Source organism: Flavobacterium frigidum, from assembly GCF_048286795.2.
This window is the reverse complement of sequence record NZ_JBLVPT020000005.1, coordinates 171111-186623: the sequence shown is the minus strand read 5'-3', so window position 1 is coordinate 186623 and position 15513 is coordinate 171111. Positions and strand designations below refer to the sequence as shown.

The 15513-nt window shown below is 33.4% G+C and carries 13 protein-coding genes and 1 tRNA gene; 1 reads left to right on the top strand and 13 read right to left on the bottom strand.

All coding sequences use genetic code 11. The annotated features are described in order from the left end of the window. Window positions 1–39: 39 nt before the first annotated feature. The 12 genes from ACNQGB_RS08160 to msrA all read right to left on the bottom strand — a co-directional run bounded on the left by ACNQGB_RS08160 (window position 40) and on the right by msrA (window position 11399). Window positions 40–372, bottom strand: a complete 333-nt coding sequence (locus ACNQGB_RS08160) for a helix-turn-helix domain-containing protein (RefSeq protein ID WP_417944152.1) — start codon at window positions 370–372, stop codon at window positions 40–42. A gap of 262 nt (window positions 373–634) precedes the next feature. Further along, window positions 635–1474 carry an RteC domain-containing protein gene (locus tag ACNQGB_RS08155; protein WP_417944153.1) on the bottom strand — a complete coding sequence of 280 codons (840 nt, stop codon included), beginning with the start codon at window positions 1472–1474 and terminating at the stop codon, window positions 635–637. A gap of 118 nt (window positions 1475–1592) precedes the next feature. Then, window positions 1593–2837, bottom strand: a complete 1245-nt coding sequence (locus tag ACNQGB_RS08150) for a site-specific integrase (RefSeq protein ID WP_417944154.1) — start codon at window positions 2835–2837, stop codon at window positions 1593–1595. 250 nt (window positions 2838–3087) lie between these two features. Then, window positions 3088–3172, bottom strand: a tRNA-Ser gene (locus tag ACNQGB_RS08145). A 168-nt stretch (window positions 3173–3340) separates the two neighbouring features. Beyond that, window positions 3341–4474: a 3,4-dihydroxy-2-butanone-4-phosphate synthase gene (gene ribB / locus ACNQGB_RS08140; RefSeq protein WP_417944155.1), complete on the bottom strand. Its 1134-nt coding sequence runs from the start codon at window positions 4472–4474 to the stop codon at window positions 3341–3343. Between the two features lie 8 nt (window positions 4475–4482). Next, entirely contained in the window at window positions 4483–5916 is a 1434-nt protein-coding gene (locus ACNQGB_RS08135) for an LptF/LptG family permease (protein ID WP_417944157.1), read from the bottom strand. Window positions 5917–5924: 8 nt separating this feature from the next. After that, window positions 5925–6569 (bottom strand): outer membrane lipoprotein periplasmic chaperone LolA1, encoded by a 645-nt coding sequence (gene lolA1 / locus ACNQGB_RS08130; protein ID WP_470303419.1) that lies wholly within the window; start codon window positions 6567–6569, stop codon window positions 5925–5927. Window positions 6570–6618: 49 nt separating this feature from the next. Continuing rightward, the gene (locus ACNQGB_RS08125) at window positions 6619–9066 is read right to left on the bottom strand and encodes a DNA translocase FtsK (RefSeq protein WP_417944160.1); all 2448 of its coding nucleotides are present in this window, start codon (window positions 9064–9066) and stop codon (window positions 6619–6621) included. Window positions 9067–9084: 18 nt separating this feature from the next. Further along, entirely contained in the window at window positions 9085–9459 is a 375-nt protein-coding gene (locus tag ACNQGB_RS08120; protein WP_417944161.1) for a diacylglycerol kinase family protein, read from the bottom strand. 9 nt (window positions 9460–9468) lie between these two features. After that, the gene (gene tpx / locus ACNQGB_RS08115) at window positions 9469–9966 is read right to left on the bottom strand and encodes a thiol peroxidase (protein WP_417944162.1); all 498 of its coding nucleotides are present in this window, start codon (window positions 9964–9966) and stop codon (window positions 9469–9471) included. A 260-nt stretch (window positions 9967–10226) separates the two neighbouring features. Then, window positions 10227–10769 carry a peptide-methionine (R)-S-oxide reductase MsrB gene (gene msrB / locus ACNQGB_RS08110; RefSeq protein ID WP_417944163.1) on the bottom strand — a complete coding sequence of 181 codons (543 nt, stop codon included), beginning with the start codon at window positions 10767–10769 and terminating at the stop codon, window positions 10227–10229. 3 nt (window positions 10770–10772) lie between these two features. Beyond that, a complete protein-coding gene (gene msrA, locus ACNQGB_RS08105; RefSeq protein ID WP_417944164.1) occupies window positions 10773–11399 on the bottom strand; it encodes a peptide-methionine (S)-S-oxide reductase MsrA in 627 nt (208 codons plus the stop codon). A 421-nt stretch (window positions 11400–11820) separates the two neighbouring features. Between msrA and ACNQGB_RS08100 the strand changes: the two genes are divergently transcribed. Beyond that, a complete protein-coding gene (locus ACNQGB_RS08100; protein ID WP_417944165.1) occupies window positions 11821–13980 on the top strand; it encodes a S9 family peptidase in 2160 nt (719 codons plus the stop codon). Between the two features lie 101 nt (window positions 13981–14081). On the opposite strand, the gene ACNQGB_RS08095 is transcribed toward ACNQGB_RS08100, so the two are convergent. Then, on the bottom strand, window positions 14082–15125 hold the full coding sequence (locus ACNQGB_RS08095; RefSeq protein WP_417944166.1) for an NAD(P)-dependent alcohol dehydrogenase: 1044 nt from the start codon (window positions 15123–15125) through the stop codon (window positions 14082–14084). Window positions 15126–15513: the final 388 nt, after the last annotated feature.

Below are 15513 nucleotides of genomic sequence, written 5' to 3'. Positions count from 1 at the left end.
CTCTCGACTGCGCTCGAGATGACGGTGAGAAGTGAGAAGTTAAGGGTTGAGGACTTTTAAGATATCCTCATACTTGTAATAAAGGATGCTGCCAATTTTGGTAAAGCTTAAAGTACCATTGATGCGCAGATTTTGCAATGTACCGGAAGATATTTTTAACAATTTTCGGACTTCTGATGATTTTAGCCATTGCGCTGGCTGTTCTTGTTTGCCGACCATTTCTTTTATTTCTGCGAGCATCACATTACTGAAATTTAGTAGGTCTCTTTTGGTGATGGGTTGGTGGTTGAGTAGTTCTAAATTGTCTACACCAGGGAATAATTTTTTAGGATGTAAGTTCATGTCTAAATGAATTAAATTGTTAGATGACAAAATACTTTCATTTGTTTGACATTTAAACCCAAGGTGAACCCAACTTGGGTATTATTTCACTGTAATTTGCTCCAAATCCCTTTGTTTATAAGGGAATATTTTTTCAAAAGGTGAAAAACTCCGTTTTGGCAAAATTGGTGAATTGGGTAATTTTAGGTCAAAAATGGTGTTTTTGGGGTAACAACCCAATACGACCCAAGCTTGGGTAATGAATTCCTATAAAAACAACATTTCTCAAAAAAAAACCTAGCAATTGCTAGGTTTAGTCAAATTCATCATTGTTGTTTTCATCTAAATTTTCGGAAAGTCCGTTTAGGAACTTGCCTTTTGGTTTGGGTCTGTTTTTTATGTCCGTAAAGCATCGATAGACACTATTGTCTAATTGTATATTAAAAGCGATACTAAACTCCTCCGCAATTTCCTTAATTTCGGCTTTACCACCGTTAAATATTTTTTGATAATACAAGGAATAAATCAATTCTACTATTTCAATTTTGGTGCCCGTCCAAGTAAGTTTTGATTTTCTTGCAGGATGCTTTATAGTACAGCTGTTATTGATTTGTTCTATTTTTTCTTCCAAGTAAATTTCTAAAAGATCATTGGCTATAATACTGGCCAATTTATAATCATGGGAATTACACAGTTTTTTATCGAAATATATTGAATTTATATCCGAGTTGATTATCTGTTTATCTAAGTTTCTGACAAAATATAATTGATCATTGTAACTGCTGCCCGATCGGAAGTATTTGTAAAACTCCTTATCTTTTTTGTGAAATTGATAACAAATATCAAGTGCTTTTTCGTAATGCTTCAATTTTTGTTTATTGCTATTGAGAGGTGAAATTGATTCTATATCCAATAACTTTTTGTAAAAAATACATTTTGATATTATTTTAAATTTCAACTCCTTAAAAAAGTGAATTTCTTCTTCAATCGAATTGAAAATATACTTTTTCAACCATTTGAAAAGCTCTTTAAGTTTTATTTCTATATACTGAATCGCTTGTTTCGCCTGACTGATAGGATCGGTGGTTTCCTTTTTAATTTTTTCAATTTCCAGTTCAAATTCACAAAAAAAAGCATCGCAATATATCTTCATATATGAGTTTTAGTTTACTAAAATGTTAAACTAAAGTATTACATTCTTCTAGCGTTAAATCTTACAGAGTAGTTAAACTTTTCAAAAAAGCATCCTAAATATTTCCTAATCCCTTGATTTAATTGGTCTTGTCAAGCTTTATTTGGTTTGTATTTGTGAATTTTTCTTTTAGAATCATCATGTCATTGCTTATTTTTTTGTCCAAAATCTTAGCATAATGTTGGGTGGTTTTTAAATTGGTATGTCCGAGTATTTTGCTTACGGTTTCAATTGGAACACCATTGGAAAGCGTTATAGTCGTCGCAAAAGTATGTCTGGCGATGTGAAACGTTAGTTCTTTATTGATGCCGCATACATCAGCAATTTCTTTTAAGTAAGCGTTCATTTTTTGATTGCTCAGAATAGGTAAGAGCCGATTTTCATTTACACAGGTTGGATGATTTTTGTATTTATCGACAATTTCCATTGCCATTGGTAATAATGGGATTTTGGATGGGGTATCCGTTTTTTGTCGGTTTTTAAAAATCCATTTATCTCCATCTATACCCAAGCTAATGTGGTTTTTGTTTAATTGCTGTACATCGACGTAAGCTAATACGGTAAAACAGCTGAAAATAAATATATCGCGGACCAATTCCAATCGTTCTGAAACAAATTCTTTATTAATCATACTTTCTATTTCGTCTTCGGTTAAGAACTCTCGGATTACTTCTTTGACTTTGGCTTTGTAATTTGCAAATGGATTTTTGGTTAGCCAGTCATTTGCGAGGCATTGGTTGATTATTTTGTGGAAGTTTTTGACATATTTAACCGCTGTATTGTTGTTGCACTTGCGCACACTACGCAGATAAAATTCATACTCTGTAATGAAAGCGTAATCTATTTTTTCAATATTGATGTCTGATAGGTTGTATTTCCAGTGTAGAAAGTCTTTGGTGTGCTTGAGTGAGGTTTTATATCTCTCCAGTGTTCCAGGTGCGTATTCGAGACCCAAAAGTTCTTCTATTTTCCGGTTGTGTTCCTCGAAAATTGGAATTAACATACGCTGCCGTTCTTTAATTCCCAGTAACTCATTTTTGAACGTTTCTAAGTTAACTGGGATATCTTTTTTGATTAAAGTTTTCTCAACATTTAAAATCTTTGATTTTAAGTGGTCAAGATGTCCATTGATTGAACGAGCTTCTTCCGAAGTCCCTTTCATTTTAGACATTTCAGAATGCCATTTTTCGGGATCAACAAACTTACCTGTACTGTTGTCTAATCGTTGTCGATTGATAGTAATTCTTTGAAAAATTGGAACTAGCCCTTGGGCATTGACTCTTACTCTTTTTACATAAAAGAGAATTGAAATTGGTGCATCCATGATGTGGTAACCTTTAAGTTAATAGAAAATTAAAAATTCCATCAACACAAAACAAGATGTTCAATTAGTGAACTTCTTATTTAAAAAAGGGTTTCCAAAAGGGGCACAATACATTTCAATTTTACAATGTGCCCCTCGATGTGCCCCTTTTAATATGAGAAACCATGAATAATTTGGATTGGTCTTAAAATGAAAAACCCTATAAATCATACGATTTAAAGGGTTTTAGTTGGCTTTTTGAATTAACCAGCGGAGAAAGAGGGATTCGAACCCCCGGACCTGTTACAGTCAACAGTTTTCAAGACTGCCGCATTCGACCGCTCTGCCATTTCTCCAGTATGTCGCTTTCATTATCTGATTGCGAGTGCAAATATAAGAACCTTTTTTGGTTATACAAATCTATTTTTAGAAAAAAAACATCAATTTATTAGACTCATTTTTAAAGGTTTCATTTTCTTTACTTTAGAGAAAACTTATTTTTTAAAAAAGCTAATAACGATAGACTAATACTTTACGTATTCAGTTATTTCTAACCCATATCCAATCATCCCTACTCGTTTAGTACCTTCAGTATTGGATACTAATCTAATTTTTGAAATATCAATATCATGCAATATTTGTGCTCCAATACCAAAATCTTTACTATCAATGATAATTTTTGGTGCCTTCATAACTCCTTCGCTTTGTAATAATTTGAGTTCAGCTATTCGATTCAATAAATTTATTGATTGCATGTCTTGATTGATAAAAATAACAGCCCCTTTTCCTTCATCATTAATTACTCGGAACATATCATCCAATTGTTGATCTACATTGTTGGTCAATGTACCTAATAAATCATTGTTTACTTGCGAAGAATTGATTCTGGTTAAAATAGATTCACCCAAATTCCAAGTGCCTTTTGTCAAAGCAATATGAATTTGTTTATTGGTCGTCTGTTGGTATGCTCGTAGTCGAAATGTGCCAAAACGAGTCTCAATATCAAAATCTTCTTTTTTAACAATCAAACTGTCGTGTTGCATTCTATAGGCCACTAAGGCTTCGATGGAAACTAATTTTAAATCGAATTTTTTAGCCACTTCCACTAATTGCGGTAAACGTGCCATAGAACCATCTTCGTTCATAATTTCTACAATCACACCGGCTGATTTAAAACCGGCTAACCTTGCAAAATCTATAGCAGCTTCGGTATGTCCTGTTCTTCTCAATACGCCACCTTGTTTGGCTATAAGCGGGAATATGTGTCCAGGACGTGCTAAATCATGTGGTTTAGTTTTAGAATCAACCAAAGATAAAATCGTTTTTGCTCTGTCGCCAGCTGATATTCCTGTAGTCACTCCGTTACCTCTTAAATCTACCGAAACCGTAAATGCAGTTTCCATCGGATCGGTGTTGTTACTCACCATAACATGCAATCCTAATTCTTTGCATCGGCTTTCTGTCAGTGGAGCACAAATTAATCCTCGACCGTGTGTAGCCATGAAATTGATCATTTCTGGTGTCACTTTTTCAGCAGCAGCCAAAAAATCTCCTTCATTTTCACGATCCTCATCGTCAACAACTATTATTATTTTTCCTTGACGAATATCTTCAATAGCCTCTTCAATGGTGTTGAGTTGTATGTTGTTTGTAATCATTTGTATTGTTAATTTTGTGACGGGAATATTTTTTTTATTACTTTTTGGAATGGAGCCAAAATGACATCCATGTTGATTAATCCAATATCATTTGTAGCCCTATAGGTTAATAAAACAGCTAATGGTGTTAGTATAAATGAGGACAACCAAGAACCCATAAAAGGTGTCATTCCATTTTCCTGTGCTAATCTTTTTCCAAAAGTATTGATAAAGTGAAAGGTGATAAAAATTAAAATAGCAAAAACTATAGGAAGTCCTAAGCCTCCTTTTCTAATAATTGCTCCTAACGGTGCTCCAATGAAAAACATTAGAAAACAAGCGTATACAATAACGAATTTATCGTAAAATGCCAATAAATGTTTATTGATATTCTTTTGTTTATTGTCTAATTCTGATTTGGTGGATTCTATAGAGTACGCTATGCTTGTTTGATTACTCACTGCTATTTTCAAAATATCCGATTGTTGTTTTAATGTATACAAAGACAAGATATCTTTAGGAAGTGGTTTTCTTTTTTTTCCGTTAGCTATTTTTTTATTTATTGGAATTGCTATTCGGGAGTTACTATTTTCCGAAAACGAAATAATATCCGTTTTCAAATTCTTATTTAATGAATCTAAGGTATAATTCAATTCATTTACAGTAAGCATAGTGTTCGTATTCGCAACACTTTCATCTGTGATATCGGTCTTATTTAATTCAGATAGATCAATATTAATGATTTGTTTTTTAAAGGAACTTTTAGCGAAAGGTAATTTGCTACGATCTTCGTATTTTTTTGGAACAATATCTTCATAATAGTACCCATCATTTAGCACTAATTGCAAAATACTCGATTCTTCGCTACTAATTAGTTCTCCATCTTTCGCCTTTATTACGGTTTTACTTCCGTCTCCAATCTTCGATTTTTTATGAATTGTCACACTAGTTAGGATATTTCCTTGTTCACCAGATTTTTTATTTACCTTAATATTATAAAAGCCCACATCGTTAAACTGACCTTCGGCTATAGCCAATGCGGGTTTGACTTGTGCAATGTTTTTTCTGAAATTGATAAATTTATACTCCGCAGAGGGAATAACATTATTCGAAAAAAAGAAGGCTACAATACTTAATAAAACGATGAATACTGTCAAACTTCTCATGGCTCTTTGCAAAGAAATTCCGGAAGATTTCATCGCTGCAAATTCATAATTTTCGGCTAAATTTCCAAAAGTCATTATGGAGGCCAATAGTATAGAAAGCGGCAATACTAGTGGTACAATTCTAGGCATAGAAAAGGCCAAGAATTTAATAATCATCACTAAGTCTAAATCTTTGCCAGCCAATTCTGATATAAATAACCAGACCGTTTGAAGTATGAAAATGAAAAACAGGATTACAAATACCGTAGCAAATGTAGTCAGGAATGTTTTTAATAAGTATTTGTCAAGAATTTTCACCTAATAAATTAATCTAATTTGTTGATGTAGTAATTTGGATATTTACTTTCCGCAAATGTAAATTGATTTTTTGACAAAGGTTGGTTGGTTTTGAAAGAATTAACCGTTAATGTTGTTTTTGTACCTTTTTTACCTACTTCAATTAGGTTATAGATGTGTTTTGTTTGAATATCAATTCCCAATAGTACCTCTTTGCGTTGATCTCTAGAACTCGTAGGTACCAATTTAATATACTGAATTTTGCGACCTTTTACGTTTTGTAAAATATCCATATTGTATTTGTAACCTGTATTAAAAAAAGTTAACATTTTTGACGGAGTAATGGCACTATCATCTTTTTCATTGACCTTAGATATCGTAATTTCCTCATCTTCTGGAACAATAGTGAATGTTTTTTTACCGTCAAAAATTTTAGTTACTCCCATGAAATTCAATACATATTGATTGCCTTTCATCGTAACATTTCCTTTACTATCCTGATTGATATTTTCTTTTGCATTATTCAGCGAATACTTGAAATCAATTACAATTGTACTATAACTTTTAACTTTAGCAGTAACTTGATCTAAAAGTTCTTTTGCTTTTTTATCTTGTGCTTGAATTGAGAAACTAAAAAATAATAATGCTGCAATTAAAAGAAATTTTTTGCCCATACTTTCGGTATTATTTTTTTTTAATTCTTGAATTTTTGATTTCATGGTATTAATTATTTTGTTCATTGTTGAAAAATTGATCAAGAGAACTCATGTCCAGAATATTTACACTTCGTGCTTTACTTCCTTCAAAAGGGCCCACAATTCCTGCAGCTTCGAGTTGATCAATCAATCGGCCTGCTCTGTTGTAGCCTAATTTTAGTTTACGTTGTAACAAGGAAGCAGAACCTTGCTGTGCATTTACAATGATTTCAGCTGCTTCTCTAAACAATGTGTCTCTGTCAGAAATATCCATATCAAGATTAATGCCACTTTCCTCACCAACAAACTCAGGAAGTAAATAAGCCGTTGCATATGCTTTTTGAGAACCTATAAAATCAGTTATTTTTTCTACTTCGGGTGTGTCAATAAAGGCACATTGTACTCGAACGACATCATTACCATTGGTGTAAAGCATATCCCCTCTTCCTATCAATTGATCGGCACCTTGAGTATCCAGAATAGTTCTAGAATCAATTTTTGAGGTAACTCTAAAAGCTATTCTAGCTGGGAAATTAGCTTTTATTAAACCAGTAATTACATTTACAGATGGTCTTTGTGTTGCGATAATTAAGTGAATTCCGATGGCTCGTGCCAATTGTGCCAATCGTGCAATAGGAACTTCTACTTCTTTACCAGCAGTCATAATCAAATCGGCAAACTCATCAACTACAAGAACGATATAAGGTAAAAATCGGTGTCCGTTTTCAGGATTTAATTTTCGAGCTTTAAATTTATCATTGTATTCTTTGATGTTACGCACCATAGCGTCTTTCAATAATGAATACCTATTGTCCATTTCTACACAAAGGGAATTCAATGTATTGACCACTTTGGCATTATCAGTGATGATTGCATCATCCATATCTGGAAGTTTGGCTAGATAATGTCTTTCTATTTTATTAAAAAGTGTTAGCTCTACTTTTTTTGGATCGACCAAAACAAACTTCACTTCGGCTGGATGTTTTTTATACAAAAGTGATGTTAAAACCGCATTCAAACCTACAGACTTTCCTTGACCTGTAGCCCCTGCCATCAATAAGTGCGGCATCTTGGCTAAATCGACTACAAACGTTTCATTCGAAATTGTTTTTCCAAGAGCGATTGGCAATTCCATTTCAGCTTCCTGAAATTTAGCTGAGCCAATAACACTTTTCATAGAAACCATCGTTGGATTTTTATTAGGAACTTCGATTCCTATAGTTCCTTTTCCTGGAATAGGCGCAATAATACGAATTCCTAATGCCGAGAGCGATAAAGCAATATCATCCTCTAAACTTTTAATTTTCGAAATACGAATTCCTGCTTCTGGCACAATTTCATATAATGTAACCGATGGACCAACGGTTGCTTTTATTTGTGCAATTTCTATTTTGTAATTGCGCAGTGTATCTACAATTCGGTTTTTATTTTCTTCTAACTCTTCTTGGTTAATTGTAATTCCACCAGTAGAATATTCTTTTAATAAATCTAAAGTCGGAAATTTAAAATTAGATAAATCCAAAGTCGGGTCAAACAATCCAAAATCAGCTACCAATCGTGAAGCTAAATTTTCCTCAATAATATCTTCTTCTGGAGCAGTTTCTATAACAAACGACTCATTGCTAGTTACACTAATTTCTGGAGTTGCAACCGGTGTAACTTGCATGGCAAGCGGCTTTACAACTGGATCTCTATTAATATCCGATGAATTACTAATAGTAGGTTTTAATGCTTCTTTGTTAATTTCAAATTGTGAGCCATTCGTTTTTAAATGAATCTCGTCTACATCATCAACAGCAACGGCAAATTCTTCTAAATTATAACCGCTATTGCTATTGTTAATTGGATTAGAAATTGGGGTACCTTGTGTTTCTTTTTTGGTAGTATCAAAAAACGACTGAATACGCTCTGGTGAGAGTTTGATTTTGAAAATAATATAAATGATTAACCCAAATATCAAAATCAATAATGTACCTGTCTTCCCAATATAATCTTGTAGTAATAAATTCAATTCATAACCAATAGTTCCGCCTAGTTCAGGTAAGGAGGTAGCAAAAAATCCAAATAAAACGGATAAAATAATAATCACGAATAAATCCCAAAACCAGATATTTTTTAATTTTCTAGTGGGAATTCCGAGTATTAAATAAAGGCCTGTTAAAAAAAACAAGCGCACTATTATAAAAGCTGCTACCCCAAATCCTTTATAAATAAGAATGTGAGCTAAGAAAGCGCCAAATTTACCCAGCCAATTCTGAACGATTTCTTCTCTATTTTGCAGTTCATTAACAGCACTTTGATCTTGTTGTCCATAAATAAAAAAAGAAATAAATGCCACTAATAGCGCTATCGAAAACAATACTAATAGTGCTCCAAAAACAATTTTATGTTGTTTAGTAATTTTTAATGGATAAACTGACTCTGTTTTTGTGCCGCTCGCTTTATCTGAAGCTGTTGCTTTTTTTATTTTTGCCATTCTTGAATTGGATAATTTCTAAAGAAATAATGGGAGATAAATGATTAAACCGATAGCAAATGCTGTTAAAGCGGCAAAAAATACCGCTCCAGCAGCAATGTCTTTTATAAAGCCAATTCTTTCGTGAAAATCGGGATGTATAAAATCAGCCATTTTTTCAACGGCAGTGTTAAGGCCTTCCACACTTAAAACCAACCCAATAGCCAGTATTTGAAAAAGCCAATCCGTTTTGGAAATATCAAAATAAAAACCTGCGATAGTGACAACTATTCCAAGAGAACATTGTACCATTATACTGTGTTCAGTAGTAATCAGTTTTAAAGCTCCTGCTATCGCATATCTGAAGCTTTTTAATCTTCCGTAGAAAAAAGTATTGTCTTTTTGAAATTCCATTAAATACGATTAAAGTACCGCTAAAGCAGCTTCGTAATTGGGTTCATCTGCAATTTCAGTAACTTGTTCTGTATGTGTAATAGTTCCATTTTCGTCAACAACAATAACTACTCTGGAATGCAATCCAGCCAATGGCCCATCTGTAATTTCTAAACCATTTGTTTTACCAAAACTTCCTTCAGGAAAATCTGATAAATTTACCACGTTTTCAAGACCTTCGGCTCCACAAAAACGACTTTGAGCAAAAGGCAAATCTCTAGAAATACAAAGAACGATCGTGTTTTCTAAAGCACTAGCACTTTCGTTAAATTTACGAACAGATGCTGCACATGTTCCTGTATCGACACTAGGGAAAATATTTAAAACCAGTTTTTTGCCTAAAAAATCACTTGCCGAAGCAATGGAAAGGTCATTTTTAACTAATTTAAAATCAGCTAATTTAGTACCTACTTTTGGTAATTCACCCGAGGTGTGTATTGGATTTCCTCCTAATGTTATTGAAGCCATGTTTTTTATTTAATTGTGAGGTTCAAAAGTATGAAAATTAATTCAGATTTAATCTTCAATTATTGGTTTATAGTTTGATTTTTTTGAAAGATAATGCTAGTCTCAATAGGTCTTTTGTTGCAACTGAAATCAATTTTTCAATGAAATTACTACCATTAGATTTAACATACAGTGTATCACATGAATTCATAAAATTCAAAAGGGCGTCCGTTTTATTTAAAACGAACGCCCTTTCTTTGAAACAAACAATTAACTAACTTTTACTTTGATTCCTGAAATAACAACGATGCAGAGTTCATACAATATCTAAGTCCAGTAGGATTGGGACCATCATCAAAAAGATGTCCCAAATGACCATCGCAGCGTGCACATACAATTTCACCCCGAACCATTCCCAAACTTTTCTCAGCAACCTCTTTTATTCTATTACTATTTATTGGTGCATAAAAACTTGGCCATCCCGTTCCTGAATTAAATTTTGTTTTGGATGAAAACAGTGGCAATTTACATCCTGCACAAAAATAATGTCCTTTTTTGTGGTTGTCGTTGTATTTATTTTGAAAAGGACGCTCGGTACCTTTCTCGCGTAAGATGAAATACTGTTCTGTTGTTAAAATTTTTCTCCAAGATGCATTTGTTTTAACAGCCTTTTTCAGGGAAATATCAGTCAATAACAGTAACGGATTTTTTTGGTTAGTTTCGCTAACAACACTTGATGTTCTCACTTTTTCATTTGCCTGTATGCATGCCATGAAACTAAAAATCACTAGTGGAAGTGCAAAAAAATATTGGAATCGTTTCATAATTTAATGATTAGGTTTTAATTTTCCTTTGTATGATGCTATAAAAGAATTGTATCGTGGCATTGAAACCCCTTTTACGTATGGCTCGTTGGGATTGTTAACTACATAATCCTGATGGTAGGCTTCCGCTTGATAAAAATCTGCAGTTGGTTTTACTTCCGTTACTATTGGAGCATCAAAAACACTATTAACAGTAAGCTCCTCGATTTTATCCTCAATTATTTTTTTCTCCAATGCATTAGAATAAAAAGCAATTGATCGGTACGAAGATCCGCGGTCAGGTCCTTGCTGATCAGGTGTTGTAGGATCATGTGATGCAAAAAAAATAGCCACTAATTCTTTGTATGAAACTACTTTTGGATCATAAAAAACAGCTACTGATTCTGCATGCCCGGTTCTATTTGAACTTACATATTCATAGTACGGATTTTTAACAGTCCCACCTGAATAACCTGAAATTACTTCCTCCACTCCTACTATTGCTTCAAAAACGTGTTCGCTACACCAAAAACAACCAGAAGCAAAAACTGCAATTGCTTTTCCTTTTTGTGGCGCAAGTGACAACTTTTCAGTTTTAGAGCTACAACCCATAATCACCATGCAAACTAAAATACAAACTGTTACTTTCATACTATTCTTTTTACTGATTTCTCATTCGATTATTTAAATGAGATGCTGAACAATTCGTTTTTGATTGTTTTGCAACACGCTTTTCAATCGTTTAATATACTGTAATATACGGCCTATTTGTGTTTTTAGTTTGCTTCTAAGTCCTAAATTTTTGTTAGTTTTTTTAAAGTACATTTTACAGTATTTTTTTTTCAACTAAACTATCAGGTAACATACATAGCCAAACACTATTTTTAAAATTAAGGTTGCTGTATCAATGCAGCTAAATTTTAAACTATAATATTGATACTTATAAAATGGTAGAGTTAATAGAATTTATTTTATATTTATTGATTACAAAATCCATTTAAGAAACAAACCAATTCATTAAAATGTTTTGTTTTTAATTTTACTCCGTAACAATAAAATAAAAAATCAAACTATGAAAAAATTGTCAATTACGTTATTGTTTTTAGTACAATTGCATGCTACTATTGCTCAAAATAAAACTGAGGATGTGACTCTTACCGATATGTTAAAAATTAAAACTGTTGGAAACATTACCGTATCTAAAGATGGAAAACGAGCTGCTTTTACGGTAAATACAATTGAAAATGATGAAAATAACAAGCTGGATTACAAATATCGTTCACAAATTTTCACCATAACAATTTTAGAAAATAATACACCCGTACAATTAACCACTCATAAAGATGGAGCTACAAAACCAGCTTGGAGTCCTAATGGCAAGCAAATAGCTTTTACTCGATCTGTTGAAGAAAAAAATCAAATATTCATCTTGTCGATGGAAGGTGGTGAACCTATGCAATTGACGAAAGATAAATATGGCGCAAGCAATCCTAAATGGTCCCCAGATGGTAAAAAAATACTGTTTTCATCCAGCATACCATTACGCGATTTACTGCAAGACTCTATATTGAATCCTTCAAAATCTATTCCCACTTGGAAGATGGAAAAGCCTGGTTTTGACAAAAACGAGCATTTAGTAATCAATAAAGAAAAACCAAATCCAAACGGAAATTTAGCCGAAATTAGAGCCTATTTGGATAAAAATGCAACCGATAAAAAAGCAATTGTACTTAATAAATTGAATTTTCAAAGTGAATCAAACATTTCATCTGAAATGAATTTCAATCACTTTTTTGAAATAAATGTATCAAAAGAGGCTGTTCCAAGACTACTTACAAATGGCTTTTATAATTTTAGTACTGCTGATTACACGCCAAGCGGGAAACAAATAATTTTATCGGGCGATGTAGACACTTCAGAAAATCAAGATCGATCCCTGGAAAGTGAAATTTTCATTATGGATGCAGATGGAGGAAATTTCAAAATGCTATTAGGAGAAAACGGAAAAAGATACAATAGCGCCTCACTTTCACCATCGGGAAAATGGTTGGCTTTTCTATCCAGCACTACCTCATTCATATCCGTACCGTCACTATCGATAATGCCACTTAATGGTACAGAAAAAGATATTATAACCATTCCTTTTGATCGAAACAAATCAAATTTTATTTGGAGTAAGGATGACAAATACATGTATTTTAACGCTCAAATGAATGGTGGCAACGTGCTACACAAACTCAACACATTAACTCAAAAAATAGAGACTCTCTCAAGCACTGATACTGGAATATCCAGTTTCGATATTGCAAATAATACAATTGTTTATTCAAAAACTCAAGTATCAAATCCATCTGAATTATATTTTGCTGAAGCCAATTTCAAAAATGAGAAAAAAGTTAGCTCCTTTAATGATTGGGTTGCTGCTAAAAAATTATCTTATCCAGAAAAGAAAACATTCCAAAACGAATTAGAAATGACAGTAGAATATTGGATTATGAAACCATCTAATTATAAACAAGGAGAAAAATATCCATTATTACTAGAAATTCACGGAGGTCCATCAGCTATGTGGGGACCTGGTGAAGAAAGTATGTGGCACGAATACCAATATTTTTGTAGTAAAGGATACGGAATAGTGTACAGTAATCCGAGAGGCTCTGGTGGTTATGGATTGGATTTTTTGAGAGGGAATATCAACGATTGGGGCACAGGTCCAGCAAGTGATGTACTAACAGCACTGGATAAAACCGTGCAAGAAGGCTGGGCAGATCCGTCTAAGTTACTCATTACTGGTGGTTCTTATGCAGGATATTTGACCGCATGGATTATCAGTCATGACAATCGCTTCAAAGCAGCATGTGCGCAACGTGGTGTTTATGATTTGAATACCTTTTTTGGCGAAGGTAACGCTTGGCGACTGGTACCCAATTATTTTGGCGGCTATCCTTGGGAACCAAAAGTAAAAGAGATTTTAACACGTGAATCTCCTATGAATTACGTTCAAAATATTACAACACCTTTTATCATTTTTCATGGAGGAAATGATCGAAGAACTGGATTTATTCAAGCTGAAATGTTGTTTCGAAGCCTAAAAGTACTAGATCGTCCAGTAGAATTTGTAGTACATCCCGGTGCCACTCATGAAATTACTCGGGCTGGTGATAATCATCAGCGTATGGATCAAATGCTGCGAACGTATGAGTTTTTTGAAAGAACAATCGACAAAAAATAAATTATATACTTACAACTGGAACTAAAAATGAATACCTATTTGAAACTGAAAATCCCTGTCAAAATAAATTTGACAGGGATTTTTCGTTTCAAAAGCATTTTTTATAATGTAGCCATATCAATAACAAATCGATACCGCACATCGCCCTTTTCCATTCGCTTATAGGCATCATGAATGTTTTTAATATCAATCATTTCAATATCTGAAACTATATTATGTTCTGCGCAATAATCTAACATTTCTTGTGTTTCCGGCAATCCACCAATTAAGGACCCCGCAAGACTTCTTCTCCCGCCTATGAGGCTAAAAGCATGCACCTGATACGGAGTTGGAGGAACTCCCACACAAATATGAACACCATTAACTCGCAATAATGACAAATACAAATTTAAGTCATGCGGCGCAGAAACGGTATCTAAAATAAAATCGAAGGAACCAGCAACGCTAGCAAGTTGCTTTTCGTCTTTGGTTACGATAAAATTATGAGCACCCAGTTTTTTCGCATCTGCTTCTTTGTTTGCAGATGTACTCAATACAGTAACCTCAGCGCCAAAAGCAACACCAAATTTAACGGCCATGTGTCCTAAACCTCCTAAACCCAGAACAGCTAATTTATGGCCTTTCCCTACTTTCCAATGTTTTAATGGCGAATACGTCGTAATTCCAGCACATAATAATGGAGCAACTGCTGCTAAATCTAATTTGTCCGAAATATGCAACACAAAATCTTCGTGAACTACAATTGTATCTGAATAACCACCGTATGTAGGAGTTACCCCATCTTGACCTAATGCGTTGTAAGTATCGGTTCGGCCTTTTATACAAAATTGCTCTAAGCCCTCTTTACAATTCTCACAACTTCTACAGGAATCTACCAAACAACCCGTTCCTGCTAAGTCTCCAACTTTAAACTTCTTAACGTGACTACCTACTTGAACTACTTTCCCCACAATTTCGTGTCCCGGAACCATTGGATAAATAGAGCCACCCCAATCGTTTTTTATTTGATGCAAATCACTGTGGCAAACTCCACAAAAATGAATATCAAATTGCACATCGTGTGGTCCTAACTCTCGTCGTTCAAAATTCCAAGGCGCTAAATCTGTGGTCGCATCCTGTACTGCATATCCTTTTGATGGTATCATAATTTCTAAATTTTAAGTTATGCTAAATTACGGAATTACGAAATGTATTTTTATCTAGTAATTGATAATATTTCCATAAATTAATAATAGCTGTATGAATAGAAAACAATTAACTCAATAGATAATTTGGATCGATTAAATAAAGTTTAAACCTGATAGAACTAGTCTATTTTAAAAACAAAATTAATCTCTTTCTACCATACCTACATTATTTTCATAGCGTTAAAGAAAGAGACAAAGAAGAATTATATTGTTTTTTATACCAAAAAACTAACGATTATTAGTTTTGAATATGTCCACATTCAATAAATGACTATTTATTGATAGAAATATCCAAGAATTTTAAAAAAGAAATCGCTGTAAAAATAATATTTCACAGCGACTTAAG